General features: G+C 61.0%; 13 protein-coding genes. 4 read left to right on the top strand and 9 right to left on the bottom strand.

Translation table 11 applies throughout. The features are described from left to right. Positions 1-3 precede the first annotated feature (3 nt). Together D3791_RS04705 and D3791_RS04700 are read right to left on the bottom strand one after the other, a co-directional pair. On the bottom strand, positions 4-615 hold the full coding sequence (locus D3791_RS04705; RefSeq protein WP_172511419.1) for a phosphoribosylanthranilate isomerase: 612 nt from the start codon (positions 613-615) through the stop codon (positions 4-6). Next, complete coding sequence (locus tag D3791_RS04700) at positions 612-1,598, bottom strand: acyl-CoA thioesterase (protein WP_061954093.1); 987 nt, start codon at positions 1,596-1,598, stop codon at positions 612-614. Before D3791_RS04700 ends, D3791_RS04705 begins: the two co-directional genes overlap by 4 nt. Before the next feature lie 89 nt (positions 1,599-1,687). Between D3791_RS04700 and D3791_RS04695 the strand changes: the two genes are divergently transcribed. The 3 genes from D3791_RS04695 to D3791_RS04685 are packed head-to-tail and all read left to right on the top strand — an operon-like array spanning position 1,688 to position 6,994. After that, positions 1,688-3,430, top strand: coding sequence for an ABC transporter ATP-binding protein/permease (locus tag D3791_RS04695; RefSeq protein WP_172511418.1), 1,743 nt, complete (start codon positions 1,688-1,690; stop codon positions 3,428-3,430). After that, positions 3,427-5,187, top strand: a complete 1,761-nt coding sequence (locus tag D3791_RS04690; RefSeq protein ID WP_172511417.1) for an amino acid ABC transporter ATP-binding/permease protein — start codon at positions 3,427-3,429, stop codon at positions 5,185-5,187. The genes D3791_RS04695 and D3791_RS04690 overlap by 4 nt, the downstream gene beginning before the upstream one ends. A 40-nt stretch (positions 5,188-5,227) precedes the next feature. Continuing rightward, positions 5,228-6,994 (top strand): FMN-binding glutamate synthase family protein, encoded by a 1,767-nt coding sequence (locus tag D3791_RS04685; protein WP_172511416.1) that lies wholly within the window; start codon positions 5,228-5,230, stop codon positions 6,992-6,994. Here D3791_RS04685 and D3791_RS04680 read toward each other — a convergent pair. From D3791_RS04680 to D3791_RS04665, 4 genes are all read right to left on the bottom strand, one after another. Continuing rightward, positions 6,991-8,055, bottom strand: coding sequence for an enoyl-CoA hydratase/isomerase family protein (locus D3791_RS04680; RefSeq protein ID WP_172511415.1), 1,065 nt, complete (start codon positions 8,053-8,055; stop codon positions 6,991-6,993). The genes D3791_RS04685 and D3791_RS04680 overlap by 4 nt on opposite strands. A gap of 57 nt (positions 8,056-8,112) precedes the next feature. Then, positions 8,113-9,018 (bottom strand): LysR family transcriptional regulator, encoded by a 906-nt coding sequence (locus D3791_RS04675; RefSeq protein ID WP_172511414.1) that lies wholly within the window; start codon positions 9,016-9,018, stop codon positions 8,113-8,115. A gap of 46 nt (positions 9,019-9,064) precedes the next feature. Beyond that, positions 9,065-9,325 carry a hypothetical protein gene (locus tag D3791_RS04670; protein ID WP_022876719.1) on the bottom strand — a complete coding sequence of 87 codons (261 nt, stop codon included), beginning with the start codon at positions 9,323-9,325 and terminating at the stop codon, positions 9,065-9,067. Positions 9,326-9,462: 137 nt separating this feature from the next. After that, the gene (locus D3791_RS04665) at positions 9,463-9,936 is read right to left on the bottom strand and encodes an Lrp/AsnC family transcriptional regulator (protein WP_022876720.1); all 474 of its coding nucleotides are present in this window, start codon (positions 9,934-9,936) and stop codon (positions 9,463-9,465) included. A gap of 100 nt (positions 9,937-10,036) precedes the next feature. Here D3791_RS04665 and D3791_RS04660 point away from each other — a divergent pair, with 100 nt between their 5' ends. Beyond that, entirely contained in the window at positions 10,037-11,419 is a 1,383-nt protein-coding gene (locus D3791_RS04660; RefSeq protein WP_246242340.1) for an MFS transporter, read from the top strand. A gap of 54 nt (positions 11,420-11,473) precedes the next feature. On the opposite strand, the gene D3791_RS04655 is transcribed toward D3791_RS04660, so the two are convergent. The 3 genes from D3791_RS04655 to D3791_RS04645 all read right to left on the bottom strand — a co-directional run bounded on the left by D3791_RS04655 (position 11,474) and on the right by D3791_RS04645 (position 14,604). After that, positions 11,474-12,466 carry an LLM class flavin-dependent oxidoreductase gene (locus D3791_RS04655; protein WP_172511413.1) on the bottom strand — a complete coding sequence of 331 codons (993 nt, stop codon included), beginning with the start codon at positions 12,464-12,466 and terminating at the stop codon, positions 11,474-11,476. A 123-nt stretch (positions 12,467-12,589) separates the two neighbouring features. Beyond that, a complete protein-coding gene (locus tag D3791_RS04650) occupies positions 12,590-12,793 on the bottom strand; it encodes a cold-shock protein (RefSeq protein WP_028268826.1) in 204 nt (67 codons plus the stop codon). A 293-nt stretch (positions 12,794-13,086) separates the two neighbouring features. Further along, entirely contained in the window at positions 13,087-14,604 is a 1,518-nt protein-coding gene (locus D3791_RS04645) for an MFS transporter (protein ID WP_022876723.1), read from the bottom strand. Positions 14,605-14,706 lie beyond the last annotated feature (102 nt).

Here is a 14,706-nt window from a genome sequence, read left to right as displayed (position 1 = left end):
ATATCAGGCGCCCTTCGCGGCGTCGACAAACTGGGCAATCAACGCAGGATCCTTGACGCCTCGTGAACACTCCACCCCGGAGGAGACATCTGCACCCGTTGCAGCGGAGAGTTCCAACGCCTCGACGACATTCTGCGGGGTCAGCCCGCCAGCAACCAGCCACTGTCGTCCAGCGGCCAGCTCGCGCACCGCTGCATAATCCCAGCTTTTGCCGCTGCCGGGAACTGAAGCATCGATGAGCAACAAGTCTTCGCACCAATCAGCGAAGTCTTCAGGGTTTGCATCGCGGCGCACCGCTCGGATGACTTTGAAGCCGGCATCTTTAGCTAGCTTCACATCATCAGCAGTACGCTTACCGTGCAGCTGGACCCAACCGACCTTTGCTGCAGAGGCGCGTTCGAGCACCGTCGGCAGATCCTCGGTATGGAATACCGCGACGGTGGCAACACCTTCGGGCACCAAGGCCGCGAGCTGCGCTGCCTGCTGCGGGCTTACTTCTCGGGCGCTGGTTGTGAGCACAAAGCCGATAGCGTCCGCTCCATGCTGCACCGCGACCTGGACATCGTTAGCGGTGGAAAGCCCGCAAACTTTCACAAACGGCACGCGATCACTCATGAGGCGCTCGAATCCACCAGATGAACCGGGGTGTATCCGCCAGGCGCATTGGCCCGGATGGCCACCAACTCACGGGCATGCTCCCACAAACGCTGATCCTCGGCGCTGACCGGAACCCATGGCTTCACCGGCACCGCGGTGCCGGTCTCGTCGCGAGTCACCATCACGGTCAGGCAGTAGGTGGTCAGGTTCATTTCGCGGGTCTTCGGGTCGCCGGAACGCACATGGACAGCGATGTGCATGCCCTTGTTGCCGGTATAAACCAAGCGTGCTTCCACTTCCACCAGATGCCCGATAAGCAATGGACGGTAGAAGCGAATGCCGCCGGAGAAGACCGCGACCGTTTCCTGCTGGCAGTACCGCGCTGCACACAGCTCAGCGGCTTCGTCAATCCACTTCATCACCATGCCGCCATGGACCTTGCCACCCCAGTTCACGTCGGTGGGAGAGGCCATGAAGCGCAGGGTCACTCGCTCAGCGGTGCCCTCATCCGTGTACTGCTGGTCCTTCATGGACGCCACGATCTGTTCACGGATATCAATGCGGGCCAACGCATTATCGCGGAGCTCTATTTCCCGGGCCGTGCCAGGGGTGAAGCTCGGAACCGCTGTCGGCTTGCCCTGATCATCCACGGCCACAAAAATGACCAGGCAATTGCTGGAAGCCACCGGGCGCAGTTCGCGAGGATCCTGGAAGGTCACCTCGGTTTGGATGTGCATGGAGCTGCTTCCGGTGTACACCACAGAGGCTTTGACCTCGACCAGATCACCGGAGTGAATGGGATCCGCGAAATGGATATTGCCCACGTAAGCGGTCACGCAATAGCTGGAAGACCAGCCCACGGCAGCTGCATAAGCGGCCTTGTCAACCCACTCGAGAACGGTGCCTGCAGGAACGATCCCGGTGACATCAACGTCGGTCGGGGCCGCGAGGAATCGCAGGGTGACGGAATGGGGGCGCTGTTTTAGCTCCGAAGTGCTCATGCCTTCCAGTTTCGCCTACTTCCCGCGCCACCGGCAATCTGTGACAAACGCCCTGCAGGTCGAGGACCGATCTGTCCTAGGATAGGGATGTGCGTAGGGTCTTTGGAATTTTTTCGGCAGCAACAGCAATCGTCGTGGCGCTCAGCCTGATTGCCGCGGCCGGAACCGCAGGACTCGTCGTGCTGCTGGGCCAAGGATTTGATCGGCTGAACACCGGCGCTTCGCTCGATAGCCAGTGGTACATCGGAGTCGTTGGCGAATTACTGGCACTGCTCGTCGCGACGTTCTTGATTCCCATCGTGATCTCCCACGACAGCCAGGCCCTGACCAGCTTCCACCGCTCCAAATTGCTCAAGCACTACCTGTCCATTGGGCCGTTGGCCGTTCGCCGTGCAGGCGAAGGCGAACTGGTGCACGCAGCCATGGATTCGGTGGAACGCTCGGTGAAGTACCGTTCCAGCTTCATCGGACCGGCCAGCGCCGCGGTAGCCACCCCCGTATTGATCCTGATTTTCATTGCGCTGTTCATTGACCCGCTCAGCGCGATCCTGCTGCTCATCCCCACCGCCTTCGTGCCAGTGATCGTCGTGGGCTTCCAGCGTCGTTTCGGGGGAGCGAACGGGGAATACCGCAGGGCCCAGGGAATCCTCTCGGCCACCTTCCTCGACGCGTTGCGTTCCTTGAACATGCTCAAGCTCAACGGCGGCAGCACCTGGATGGGTAAGGCCATCAACGCAGCCACCGAGCGCGTGCGCCAACAAGTGATGAAGCTCTTGGCCAGAAACCAGCTGATCCTGCTGGTCATCGATTCCAGCTTCGCAGTGCTGCTGTTGGCCATCGCTTCACTGCTGGCCTGGTGGCGCGCCAGCAGCGGTGCCATCACCCCGGGCTCAGCCGTGGCACTGGTCATCCTCAGCTACCTGATGCTGGCACCGGTGAACTACGTGGGCAGCTTCTTCTACATCGGCATGACGGGCAAAGCATCCGAGAAGAAACTGGCCGAGATCGAAGAAATCCCCATGCACGCATCTATGGCCAACCCGTTGCGCGTGAACCTGGGAACCAACGGATTATTCATTGAAAATCTGTCTGCCAGCTATAACGGAACCGAGAAGGCATTGGAGGATATCAATCTGCAGTTCCCGGTAGGGTCCCGCACGGCCATCATCGGCGCTTCCGGCAGCGGCAAGAGCTCGTTGATCCGGGTGCTCCAAGGCCAGCTTGAATCCACCAGCGGGCTGATCCACGATGGCCGGCAGCCCATGGGTCCAGCCACCCTCAAAGCCAACAGCGCCGTCGTTGAACAGCACGCCACGCTCTTCGGAGTGAGCCTGCGGGAAAATCTCCAGCTGTCTGCACCGGCCGCTACCGATGAGCAGTTGCTTGAGGCCATCACCCAAGTAGGGATGGATTCCTGGTTCCATGCGCAGCCGCAGGGCCTGGACCAGCTGCTAGGCGAAGGCGGAGCCCGGCTCTCCGGCGGCCAAGCCCAGCGGCTTTCGCTCGCACGTGCCCTGCTGGCCAACCGGCCAATTCTCCTGCTTGACGAACCCACCAGCGCGCTAGATGTACATAGCGAAGCCGGCATCATCCAAACCCTGCGCGACCTCGACCCATCCACCACCATCATCACCGTCACCCACCGGCTGGGATTGCTTTCCGACTATGACCGCGTCGTGGTGATGGACCACGGACGAGTCATCCAAGCCGGAGCGCGCGAAGAACTCCTGGGCCAGCCTGGCTATCTCAAAGATGCTGTCGAGAAGTTGAACCAACGCACCTCGCAACTGCAATCCGGCGGGCTGTCTTCACTCGGGGAGGGGCAAGCATGAGCCGCGAAAAGAAGCACACCGTGGCGAGCATCTTCTGGCTCATCGGAACCACCAAGGACTTGCTCGCTCCGCTGGCCATGGCAAGCCTCTTCTCCTGCCTGACTCGACTGATCTCCTTGGGCATCTTTGTCCTGGCCGGCATCGGCCTGGTCCGCGTGCTGGGATTCCCGGGCATGGGCTTGCTGCAGTCAGAGGGCTGGGGATGGCTTATCGGATTGATCTTCCTGCTCGGACTGGCCAAGGGAGTCCTGCGCTATCTGGAACAGTATGTCGGGCACAGGGTGGCGTTCCTGTCCCTGGCACGACTGCGCCGGCGCATGTACGCGGCCTTTGAACGGCAGGCCCCATTCACCGCGGCCACCAAGAATTCGGGAAACCTCCTTGCCCGGGCGACGAGCGATATCGATAAAGTCGAGGTGTTTTTCGCCCACACCCTGCCACCTGCCGTATCAGCGGTCGTCGTCAGCGCTCTGACCACGTGGGCTACCTGGATCCAGTTCGGCCAAGAGCCAGCACTGATCGTGCTCGGCGCATATGTGCTGATCGGACTGGTGATACCGGCTGTGGGCGTGCGCAAGCTGCGGCGCAATGCGGCGAAAACCGCAGCGGCCCGTGGCGCGCAAAACCAGTTGCTGACCGAAGCCATGGCGGGAGTGGAAGTCCTGCATAGCTTCCACGGCGGCAACGAGACCTTGCAGCGCCTGCGTGAGAGCACCGGCGCTGCCGGGGCCGCCGCAGTAAGCACCGGCAAGATCACCGCGGTTCGTGCCACCCTGACCCAGCTGGTGATCTGGGGCAGCCTGATGGCGCTCTTCATTCTCTTGGGCACCCAAGGCCAGTTCGGCGCGCTGGTTGTTGTGGCTTGCGCCCTGGTGCCCTCCTTTGAAGCAGTCCGCGCCGTGGACGGGTTCATTCTAGGGCTGCAAGACTCGCTGGCCAGCGCTCGCCGGCTGCACGCCACGGCCACCTTCAAGCCTGCAGTCATTGATCCCGCCCACCCGCAAGCCTTGTCCGACGCCGGAGAGCTGGCCATTGAAGATCTGGGCATCAGCTACGGACCAAACACCGTGCTGCAGGATGTGAATCTGGCCGTGAATCCAGGAGACGTGGTGGCACTGGTCGGCGCGAGCGGATCAGGGAAATCATCGGTGGCCGCAGCCCTGGTGCGAGCTATCGAGTACACCGGCACCATCAGCTTTGGCGGCGTCGACATCACCGAAACCAGCTTGGCAGCACTGCGTCAGAAGATCATCCTGGTCTCCCAGGACTCGGTCACCGTGCGCGGCACGATACGCGATAACCTGCTGCTGGGTCTGAAGGGGATCAGCGATGACCAGCTGGTAGCAGTGCTGGAGGAACTGGGCCTGGGCAGCTGGCTGATCCGGCAAAAAGCGGGACTTGATACCCGGCTCGGGGAGCGCGGCGCCAGGCTTTCCGGTGGCCAAACCCAACGCCTGGCCTTGGCCCGGGCACTGATCCGCGAGCCGGCCATCCTGGTTTTGGACGAATCCACCAGCGCACTGGATGCCCAAAGCGAACTACTGGTCCTGCAGGCCATTGAACGCCGCCGCCAAGAGGCAATGGCAGTGGTGATGATCAGCCACCGACTGGCAACGGTCGGACAGGCCACCACGATCCTGGTGCTTGATGAAGGCACGGTCGCCGAACGCGGCCACAGCTCCGAGCTGCTGGCGAACCCCGATTCGCTGTTCTCGCAGATGGCCATCCGCGAAGTGGATCGGATCCTCCCGGGCTAGATGCCTGACAAGCCGGCGCTGAGCTACTAGGCTCGGCATCATGATGCGAATAGTGGTTCTCCTGTTCCTCGGCGTCCTCGCCACCGGTTTTGTCGTCACCGCGATCCTGGCCAGCACTTCTGGCGGCTGGGTCTGGTGGATCCTGGTGGCATTGACCGGACTGCTGGTACTGCTCGGGGTCCGTGACCTCCTGCAGAAAAAGCATGCGATCCTGCGCAACTTCCCGATTGTCGGGCATGCCCGTTACCTTTTCGAGTTCATCCGCCCGGAAATCCAGCAGTACTTCATCGAGCGGAACACCGACGGCAAGCCCTTTGACCGGGACACCCGTTCCCTGGTGTACGCACGGGCCAAGGGCGCCGACAGCCACAAGGCCTTTGGCACCGAGCGCGATGTGAACGCCATCGGCCACGAATACCTTTTGCAATCGGTGGCCCCGGTGGCACCGCCCACCAGCCAATTCCGGGTGAAGGTCGGTTCCAGCCAGTGCACCCAGCCCTATGAGATTTCACTGATGAATGTCTCGTCCATGAGCTTTGGCGCGCTCTCGGCCAATGCCGTCCTGGCGATGAACAAGGGCGCGGAGATGGGCGAATTCGTCCACGAAACCGGTGAAGGCGGGCTGACGAAATATCATCTGGAATACGGGGCGGACCTGTTCTGGGAGATCGGTTCAGGCTACTTCGGCTGCCGTACCCCGGAAGGCCGGTTCAACCCGGAGACCTTCGCGGCCAAGGCCAAGCACAAGAACGTCAAGGGCATCACGATCAAGCTCTCCCAGGGTGCCAAGCCTGGGCTGGGCGGCGTACTGCCAGCGGCCAAGGTCACCGCGGAAATCGCCGAGGCCCGTGAAGTGCCGATGGGGGAAGACTGCATCTCGCCGGCCAGCCATGCGGAGTTCTCCACCCCGCGCGAGCTGATGCACTTTGTCGCACGCCTTCGCGAGCTCAGTGGCGGCAAGCCCGTGGGCATCAAATTCTGTGTTGGCTCGCGCACCGACGTCATGGCCATCTGCAAGGGCATGCTGGAGACCGGTATTGTTGTCGACTTCATTACCGTGGATGGCGCAGAAGGCGGCACCGGCGCGGCACCGCTGGAGTACGAGGACCATGTGGGTGCCCCGCTGACCGAGGGGCTGATGCTGGTGCACAATACCCTGGTCGGGGCCGGGCTGCGCGATGAAATCCGGTTGGCCGCTGCCGGCAAGATCGCCAGCGGCTCGGACATCATCAAGCGGCTGATCCAAGGTGCGGACTTCACCTTCTCGGCCCGCTCCATGATGATGGCCACCGGGTGCATCCAGGCGCAGCAGTGCCATACCAATCATTGCCCTGTCGGTGTGGCTACCCAGAACAAGCGCCTTATGCGGGCCCTGGACGTGGAGGACAAGGGACACCGCGTCTACAACTACCACCGGCTGACGGTCACCGAATCGGCCCAGATCATGGCATCCATGGGCCTGACCAGCCCGACGCAGCTGAACACGCGCATGCTCCGCCGCCGGGTGAATCTGCAGTCCACCCGGTCTTATGCTTCGCTGTTCCACTGGCTGCGTCCCGGCGAATTATTGGATGATGCTCCAGGGTCCTGGAAAGAGGACTGGGACGAAGCCGATGCGGACCACTTCGGCGAGCATGCGCCGTTGCACTTTGAAGAACCATTGGGCGTCGGCATTGAGCCAGCCCTGGTGCGCGAGCCGCAGGATGCTGTCAGCGCACCGCGCATCGAACCCAGGGACTCGGCCAAAGTCCGTCCGGTGCATTCAGATGTCACCCGCCCAGAAGGCAGGCCAGGGGCCGAGAACTAAAGCTGGGAACCCTCGGCCAAGGACCGCAACGCGTACTGGTCTACACCGCTCATGAGCGCTGGTGACCACCGCGGGTTGCGGTCTTTGTCGATCACCTGGGCGCGGATGCCTTCGGCCAGATCCGGTTGGTGCATCAGGTAGCCTGCCATGCGCAGCTCGCGGTCCAAGGCTGAACGCAGGTCCTGTTCGGCGCGTGCTTTGCGCACCGTGTAGAACGCGGAGCTGACACTGGACGGCGAGTTGGCCAACAGTGTTTCGGCGGCTTGCCTGGCTGCGGGGTGCACCATCTGCTCGAGGCGTTCGAGGACCTGGGAAGGGGTATCGGCACTGAATGCATGATCCACCCATCCCTGGCTCAGTTCCAGGGCATAGGATTCCTGTGCGCCATGCAGCACTTCAATGGCAGAGATGATTTCACCTGCGGATAATCCCACGAATTCATCGAGTTCGTCGAGGATGTTTTGTGCGAAGGAATCGGTGACCACCACGTCCGCGAATCCGAGATAGACCGCGTCAGCTCCCTTGAACGAGGCGGCGCTCATGGCGAAGTATTCGCCGAAATGCCCCGGAGCGTTGGCCAGCAGGTGGCTTCCGCCCACATCGGGGGTGTAGCCGATCTTTGCTTCTGGCATGCCCATGGTGGCACTTTGGGTTACCAGGCGCACCGGCGCGTGGGATGCCAGTCCCACCCCGCCGCCCATGGTGATGCCATGGGCCAAGCTGATCAACGGCTTGGGATAGGTGGAGATCAGGTAGTCCAGGTCGAATTCCAGCGACAGGAGGTCGAGGAATTCCTGGTGCTTTCCGGTGGTGACTGCGCGATGGAAATCGGCGATGTCTCCGCCAGCGCAGAAGGCCCGCTCGCCTCGGCCGGTCAGCAGGACCAGCGAAATCGAGGAATCCTCGGCCCAGGCGCTGAGCACGCGGGTCAGTTCCGTGAGCATCCCCAAGGTCAGCGCGTTGAGCTTTGATGGCCGGTCCAGCTCAATGTGGCCGATGGGGCCATAAACGCGGGAAACGATATTTGTTGCCGGATCGGCGGGCGCGCTTGAGCGTTCCACGAAAGGCTCCTCAATGATGTTCAGGCACTTTTAGTGCCTGGCGGAAAGGATTCGGGTCTACTGGGCCAGGATCTGGGCCAGTCGGTCGAGCACCAGGGCGACCTTCGGCTTCTTCGAGTTCTCCGGCTTCAACGCAAAAATGGAACGTGCCAGGCGGATTTCCGGGGCATCGACAATGCGCAGGCCCTCGGGTGCGTTGGCCATGGCCAGATCGGGGACGAGGGCTGCGCCCAGCCCGGAGGAGACCAAGCTCAGCGAGGCGTTGAAGTCGTCGCAGTAGGCAGCCACTTGGGGGTGGATGTTGTACGAGGAGAACAGCCTGGAAATCAGTGTTGCATCCGAGGTTCCGGGGTGGTGGAAGATCCATGGCCACTCGGCCAGCTGGTCCACGGTGAGCTGGGAATCATCGGCAATCGGCCATGAAGCCGGGATCACCACGCGGAATTGGTCATCGCCCAGCCAGGTGCGTTCCAATGAGGCCGGCCAGGACAGTCCGCCGGGTCCTACCTGGAAGATCAGTGCCAGATCAAGGTCGCCACCGGTGCCGAGACCGGCGACGGTCTGCTGGGGCTCGCCGATCCATAACCTGAGGTTGATGCCCAAGGATGCCCAATCCGAGGCTTTGAGAATTTGCGGCAAGGCGTAGGTTGCCAGCGAGGGGAAAATGCCCAGCTTGATTTCTTCGAGGTCTGTGGCGTCGGTGGAGATGGTGGCGACGTCGGCCATGAGCGCGTCGAGGTCGGTGAGCACGCGCTTGGCGTGGCGCACCATGCGCAGGGCTCCCGGGGTGGGGGTGATCGAGCGGGCGCCGCGGACGAAGAGCGTGGTCCCGGTGCTTCGTTCCAGTGCTGTCATCTGCTGGGATACAGCACTGGCCGTGTAGCCTAGGCGGGTTGCGGCCGTGGCAAAGGAGCGATGCGCCACTACTTCGAGCAGGGTGCGCAGATGAACTGGATTAATCACTTCTAAAGTCTATGGCCTTTAGCCCAAGTTTTGCTTAGCCGGGAGATTAGTCTTCATCTTCCGGGTCGTACAGGTCTTCTTCCTCGTCTTCTGAATCATCGCTGCGGAATTCATTATCGAGGTCTTCTTCGGTTTCCAGATCGTCATCGTAGAGATACTGGCGCTTGGCTAGCGGGTCGTTGTTGCGCATGGTCTCGGGCATGTCACTGGAGCCTTCATACGCTTGGGAATCACGGCCGTCATCCGGCTCATAAATGTCGTTGCCGAATTCCGGAGCGAACTCTGTCGGTTCAAAATCTCTGCTCATGACGTACTCCTTCGCTGATACGAGGGATCCGCCGTCGAAGTCGGGGGATTCTCCTCGTGACTTCTCGTAGCACCAGCGTAGGACCGTAAAACTCTAAACGAAAGTCTTGTTTTATTGGGCAGAAAGTGAATGACTTATTAATGATCGTGTTCGGAATAGTGCTCCAGCAGAGGAGAGGCACGGTAGGCCAAATGTGTGTGCAACGCGAAGGTCGTTTCCGAACGAGTGACGCCCTTGATGCGCAAGATCTGACGCAGTGCGGACTGCAACTGGTGGGTGTCGGTGGCAATCAGCCGGACCCAGACATCTCCGCGTCCGGAGGTCTCATGGATTTCTAGGACGTTGGGGATCTGCCGCAGCGCGGTGATCACGGTATCGAGATCCCGGTGATTGACTTCCAAGGTGACAAAGGCGAGCACGTCGTAGCCCAGCTTGCCGAGGTCGATATCGCGGCCGCCATCACGCAGGATCTCCGACCGCTGCAGTCGGCGCAGCCGGGACTGTGCCGTGTTGCGGGCAATGCCGACTTCATCAGCCAGCTCAGAGATCTGGATGCGCGGATCCTTGATGAGGGCGAGCAGTACTTTGAGGTCTACGTCGTCTAATCGCACTATATGCTCACTCCAGGTGCTCTCGAAGGCCAGTATTTTGACCAAACTGCTCAAATCCTAACAAGAAATCACCCGGCTTGCTTTGGAAGGAGGGATATTAGTGAAAGAACGATCTGTTGCAGTAGACAAACTCAAGCAGAACGCTCAACTCACCGGTGGGGCAGCGAGTGGCCCCACCGGTAAAAAACTTTTCAGGGCGATCCTGGACACCAAGGCCTCAGCTACTTTGAAACCGGGAGTGAACGTGTCTGTCATCAGTGAACTGCGCATGCAGCCCATGCAGCACCGCGCCCTCTCCTGGAATCCGGGATTGACCACACGACTGGTCATCACCGTAGCGGTGAGCTTCCTGCTGTTGGTTGGCGCCAACCTCGCCACCCCGCTGTACCCGGCCTTGCAAGCAGAACTGAAGCTTGGCGCGATGGGAACGACCATCGCCTTCGCCAGCTACGTGTGCTCGCTGATGTTCTTCTTGTGCACCGTGGGCCACTGGTCCGATCACATCGGCCGCCGAGCCGCCCTCGTGATCGCAGTGCTCGTCTCCTTGGCCGGCACCTTCGTCTTCGGTTCTGCCTCCAATCTTCTTGAGCTGTGCCTGGGCCGCGGGCTCCAGGGAACCGGTGTGGCACTGGCAACCGGTGCCAGCGCCGCGGCACTGCGCGAGCTGCTACCTTCTAAACCAGAGTGGGCCTCGCGATTCACGCTCCTGGCTTCCTCCGGCGGCGTGGCTTTCGGCCCGGTATTGGGCGGCCTGCTGGCCAACCTGCCCGGCGGACGCAGTACCGTCTTCATGCTGCAGGCCGTGCTGCTGGTCTTGGTGATGATTCCGCTGACTACCCTTCAGGCCCGGCCGGCGATCGCCATGGCAGAACGCGGCCAGCGCGGCAAGGCCCTGGCCCCACGACGCTTGGGCATCCCGAGCACTGCTCGTTCGCAGTTCTGGCTGGCCGCCTTGGTGGGCTTCTTGAGCTTCGCCATCTTCGGATTCGTGCTCTCCCTGGCCCCGGGATACTTTGCCCAGGCCTTCGACCTGGATGCCCCATGGATCATCGGACTGATTGCCGGCCTGCCGCTGGGAATCTCCGCGCTGTCGCAGGTGGTAGTGCGTGGCGGCGCGAAGCTCTTGCCGGTAGGACTGGGGCTCATGGCGGTATCGACCGTGCTTCTGGCGGTAGCCGCCGAACAGAAGCTGCTGGTCCTGGCTTTGCTGGCCATGGTGCTTCTTGGACTGGGCCAGGGCATGAGCTTCCGGACCGCCTTCGCCACTGCAGTGGCTGCCGTCAGCGACCGACAGCACGCTCAGACCGTATCCACCATCTATCTGGTGACCTACCTGGGCAGCGCGGTTCCCGTGATCGCCTTGGGCTGGGCCGTTGGAGTCTTCGGCCAAGAGATCAGCATCCTGGTCTTTGCTATCTGCTGCTCGGTTTTGGCTGCCGTCCTCGGGTTGTGGGCTGTCGTCTCCCAGCGAACCAAGAACTAGCGTTAAAACAGGTGGTCCCGGCACTATGTGCCGGGACCAAACTGCTTTAAGGGCTTACTTGGCTGAGACCAGTGCGCTGGCTTCAGCGGTGATCTTGACCGAAGCGAGTCGATCTTGTTCTTCGGTGGGGTAGTGAATGGTGATCAGTTCATCCGCCTGGGCTGCAGTGGCGAAGTGTTGCAGGTAATCAGCAACCTGCTCTCCGGTGCCCACCGCGGTGTAGCGCATCATGTCCAGGATCTGCTCCGCCTGCGGAGTATCCATGAGCATATCGACTTCTGCTTCAGTGAATTCCTTCTTGGCGTTGCGGCCAAGGAAGCTGGCAACGCGATGGCGCTTGGCCACGTTGAGAACCTCGTGGGCTTTCTCTGCGGTTTCCGCCGCGGCGACGCCCACGCCGGCAATCACGTATGGCTCGGAGAGCTGGTCCGATGGGGTGAACTCGTCGCGGTAGACGCGGATCGCTTCATGCAGCGCGGCCGGTGCGAAGTGCGAGGCGAAAGAATAAGGCAGGCCGAACTGGGCTGCGAGCTTCGCGCCGAAGAGCGAGGATCCCAGAATGTACAGCGGAACGTTGGTTCCGGCACCTGGGGTCGCCTGGACCGTAGGCACGCGGGATTCGCCAGCCAGGTAGGCCTGCAATTCCAGCACGTCGTGAGGGAAGGAATCGGCGGCCGAAGGCTCACGGCGCAAGGCGCGCAATGTGGTCATATCGGTGCCCGGCGCGCGGCCCAATCCAAGGTCAATGCGATCACCGTAGATGGAGGCCAAGGTGCCGAACTGCTCAGCAATCACCAGCGGGGAATGGTTCGGGAGCATGACGCCGCCGGAGCCCAGGCGGATGGTTTCCGTGTGGTGGGCTACGTGGCTGATGACCAGCGAGGTGGCGCTGGAGGCGATGGTTGGCATGTTGTGGTGCTCGGCGTACCAGACACGCTCGTAGCCATGGCGCTCAGCAGCTTGGGCCAGACGGACGGAGGACTTGAATGAGTCGGAGATTGTCTGCCCGGGAGCGACCGGGGCAAGATCCAAAATAGAAAGCTTCACGTTTAATGTAACCAGCGTGTGCAACGAAGTATTCCGGACGTGACCTCCTGAACATAAAAAGATGGCCACCCGCGGTGCGGGTGACCATCTTTTGAAAAGTCAGGCGTTAGCCAAAGACCTTCTTTAGAGAGCGCGGATGTCTGCAGCCTGCAGACCCTTTGGACCCTCTACAACTTCAAACTCAACCTTCTGGCCTTCGTCCAGGGTGCGGAAGCCCTGGGTCTGAATGGCCGTGAAGTGAGCGAAGACATCTGGGTCTCCGCTGTCTGGAGCGATGAAGCCGAAGCCCTTTTCAGCGTTGAACCACTTTACGATTCCGGTTGCCATATTACTTTTTGGTCCTTTCAGACGTTTCTCGCCGATAGTGTTGGCGAGCTTGGTTGTAATCTACGCAAGTGCTGGCATCCATGGCGGATGACAATACTTGCGAAGCAGCCAAGTCATTCACTTCACGTCTAGAAGGGGCTCGCGTCAACCGAGGTGGTTCGACATTCACAAACTTCTAACGGGTACTTCGCGAATTACTTTGGAACTACAATGCCAAGCCTACGTGTTTGCCGTCAACAATTGAATAACTTTGACCCAATTAATCAAAAATTTGGGTAAGTGCTTCGCGCAGTTCACCGAATTGCCGGTTTGATGACGCGAAATACGAGAACTGCGGCCACCAGTGACAGGGCGGCGGCGATGCTCGAAGTAAGTAATACGCCGTGATCGAAGGCCTGCGCGGCTGACTCGATGAGCGACTGGGCATCACTGCCGCCCAGCGAAGAAGCCACCTGATGCGCTCCGCCCAGGGTTTCGCCAGCGAGCTCGGCCTGATCCTGGCTCAATGAACCAGGCACCAGCAGTCGCGAGGAATACACGGAGTTCAAGATGGTGCCCAGCACGGCAACACCCAGAACCGAACCGATCTCGTAGGCCGTTTCCGAGATAGCCGATGCGGCACCGGCCTTCGACGCGGGAACGGCTGCCAGCGTCATGTCATTGGACAAGGTCTCGGTCATGCCGATCCCGGTGCCCAGCACCGCGAAAGCCACCATGAGCAAAACCGCGTTGGAACCTTCGCCTGCCACCATGACCAAGGTGTAGGCGATGGCGGAGAAGACCAGTCCCACTGCCATGATGTTCGGTGATCCGAAGCGGCGTGAGAGCCCCACTGCGATCAATCCGAAAAGCATGGTGAGCACCAAGCCCGGCGTCATCCATAGCCCCGCTTCAATCGGGCTCAGCCCGGCAATCAGCTGCAGGTGCTGGGAGACGAAGTAGATGAAGCCGACCAGCGAGAATACGCCGATCAGGTTCACCATCAGCGCGCCGGAGAATGCTGCGTTCTTGAACAGGCGCACATCAAGCATCGGGGTTTCCTGCTTCAGCTGGCGCTGCACGAAGGCGACACCGCTGATCACGGCCACCGCCACGGCACCGAGAATGACAAACCACGGTGCGGTAGCGAAGGTCTTGATGGCATAGGTGAAAGGCAAGAGGGTGAAAATGATCAGCACGATGGACAGCGGATCAACGCGGCCCGGATTCGGGTCCTTGGATTCGGGAACCAGGATCAGCCCGCCGATGAGCAGTGGCAAGAGCATAGGCACGGCCATCAAGAAGACCGAGCCCCACCAGAAGTGCTCCAGCAGCAGTCCGCCGACAATCGGGCCGAGGACCGCGCCGCCGGAGAAGGCTGCCGCCCAGACGGCGATGGCGGTGCGGCGTTCGGTGGCGTCGGGGAAGATGGTGCGGATCAGCGACAGGGTTGCCGGCATCAGCATGGCGCCGAAGATGCCCAGCAGCGCACGTGCTGCCACCAGCTGGTTGGCGTCGGTGGCGAAAGCGGCAACTGCCGAGACGAGGGCGAATCCCGTGGCGCCGATCAGCAGCAGGCGGCGGCGCCCGATGCGGTCGCCGAAGGAGCCCATGGGAACCAGCAGGCCCGCGAGAACGAGCGGGTAGATGTCGATGATCCACAGCAGCTGGTTGCCGCTGGGGGAGAGCGCGGAAGTAATTGCGGGCACTGCGAAGGACAAAACGGTGTTGTCTACGGAGATGAGCAGGACCGGGAAGATGAGAACAGCCAACGCCGCCCAACGGCGCGGCTTGCTGAGAACCGTGGCGCGTTCGGAGATGTTTGAGCTCATGACTTTCACCCTTGGGGTTTCGTAATTGGACGGTGGTGATGGCCACCTCCATTAACTGTACCGTCTGGACGGTATAGTTACAATTGACGATAAGGTTAATTC

Source organism: Glutamicibacter mishrai (assembly GCF_012221945.1).
GTDB lineage: Bacteria > Actinomycetota > Actinomycetes > Actinomycetales > Micrococcaceae > Glutamicibacter > Glutamicibacter mishrai.
The sequence above is the reverse complement of the archived record's forward strand: the minus strand, read 5'-3'. Positions and strand labels throughout refer to the sequence as shown.

Coding starts and splice junctions, on each gene's coding strand:
- D3791_RS04705 (WP_172511419.1), bottom strand. CDS start 615: ATGAGTGATCGCGTGCCGTTTGTGAAAGTTTGCGGGCTTTCCACCGCT.
- D3791_RS04700 (WP_061954093.1), bottom strand. CDS start 1,598: ATGAGCACTTCGGAGCTAAAACAGCGCCCCCATTCCGTCACCCTGCGA.
- D3791_RS04690 (WP_172511417.1), top strand. CDS start 3,427: ATGAGCCGCGAAAAGAAGCACACCGTGGCGAGCATCTTCTGGCTCATC.
- D3791_RS04685 (WP_172511416.1), top strand. CDS start 5,228: ATGATGCGAATAGTGGTTCTCCTGTTCCTCGGCGTCCTCGCCACCGGT.
- D3791_RS04670 (WP_022876719.1), bottom strand. CDS start 9,325: ATGAGCAGAGATTTTGAACCGACAGAGTTCGCTCCGGAATTCGGCAAC.
- D3791_RS04650 (WP_028268826.1), bottom strand. CDS start 12,793: ATGGCAACCGGAATCGTAAAGTGGTTCAACGCTGAAAAGGGCTTCGGC.
- D3791_RS04645 (WP_022876723.1), bottom strand. CDS start 14,604: ATGAGCTCAAACATCTCCGAACGCGCCACGGTTCTCAGCAAGCCGCGC.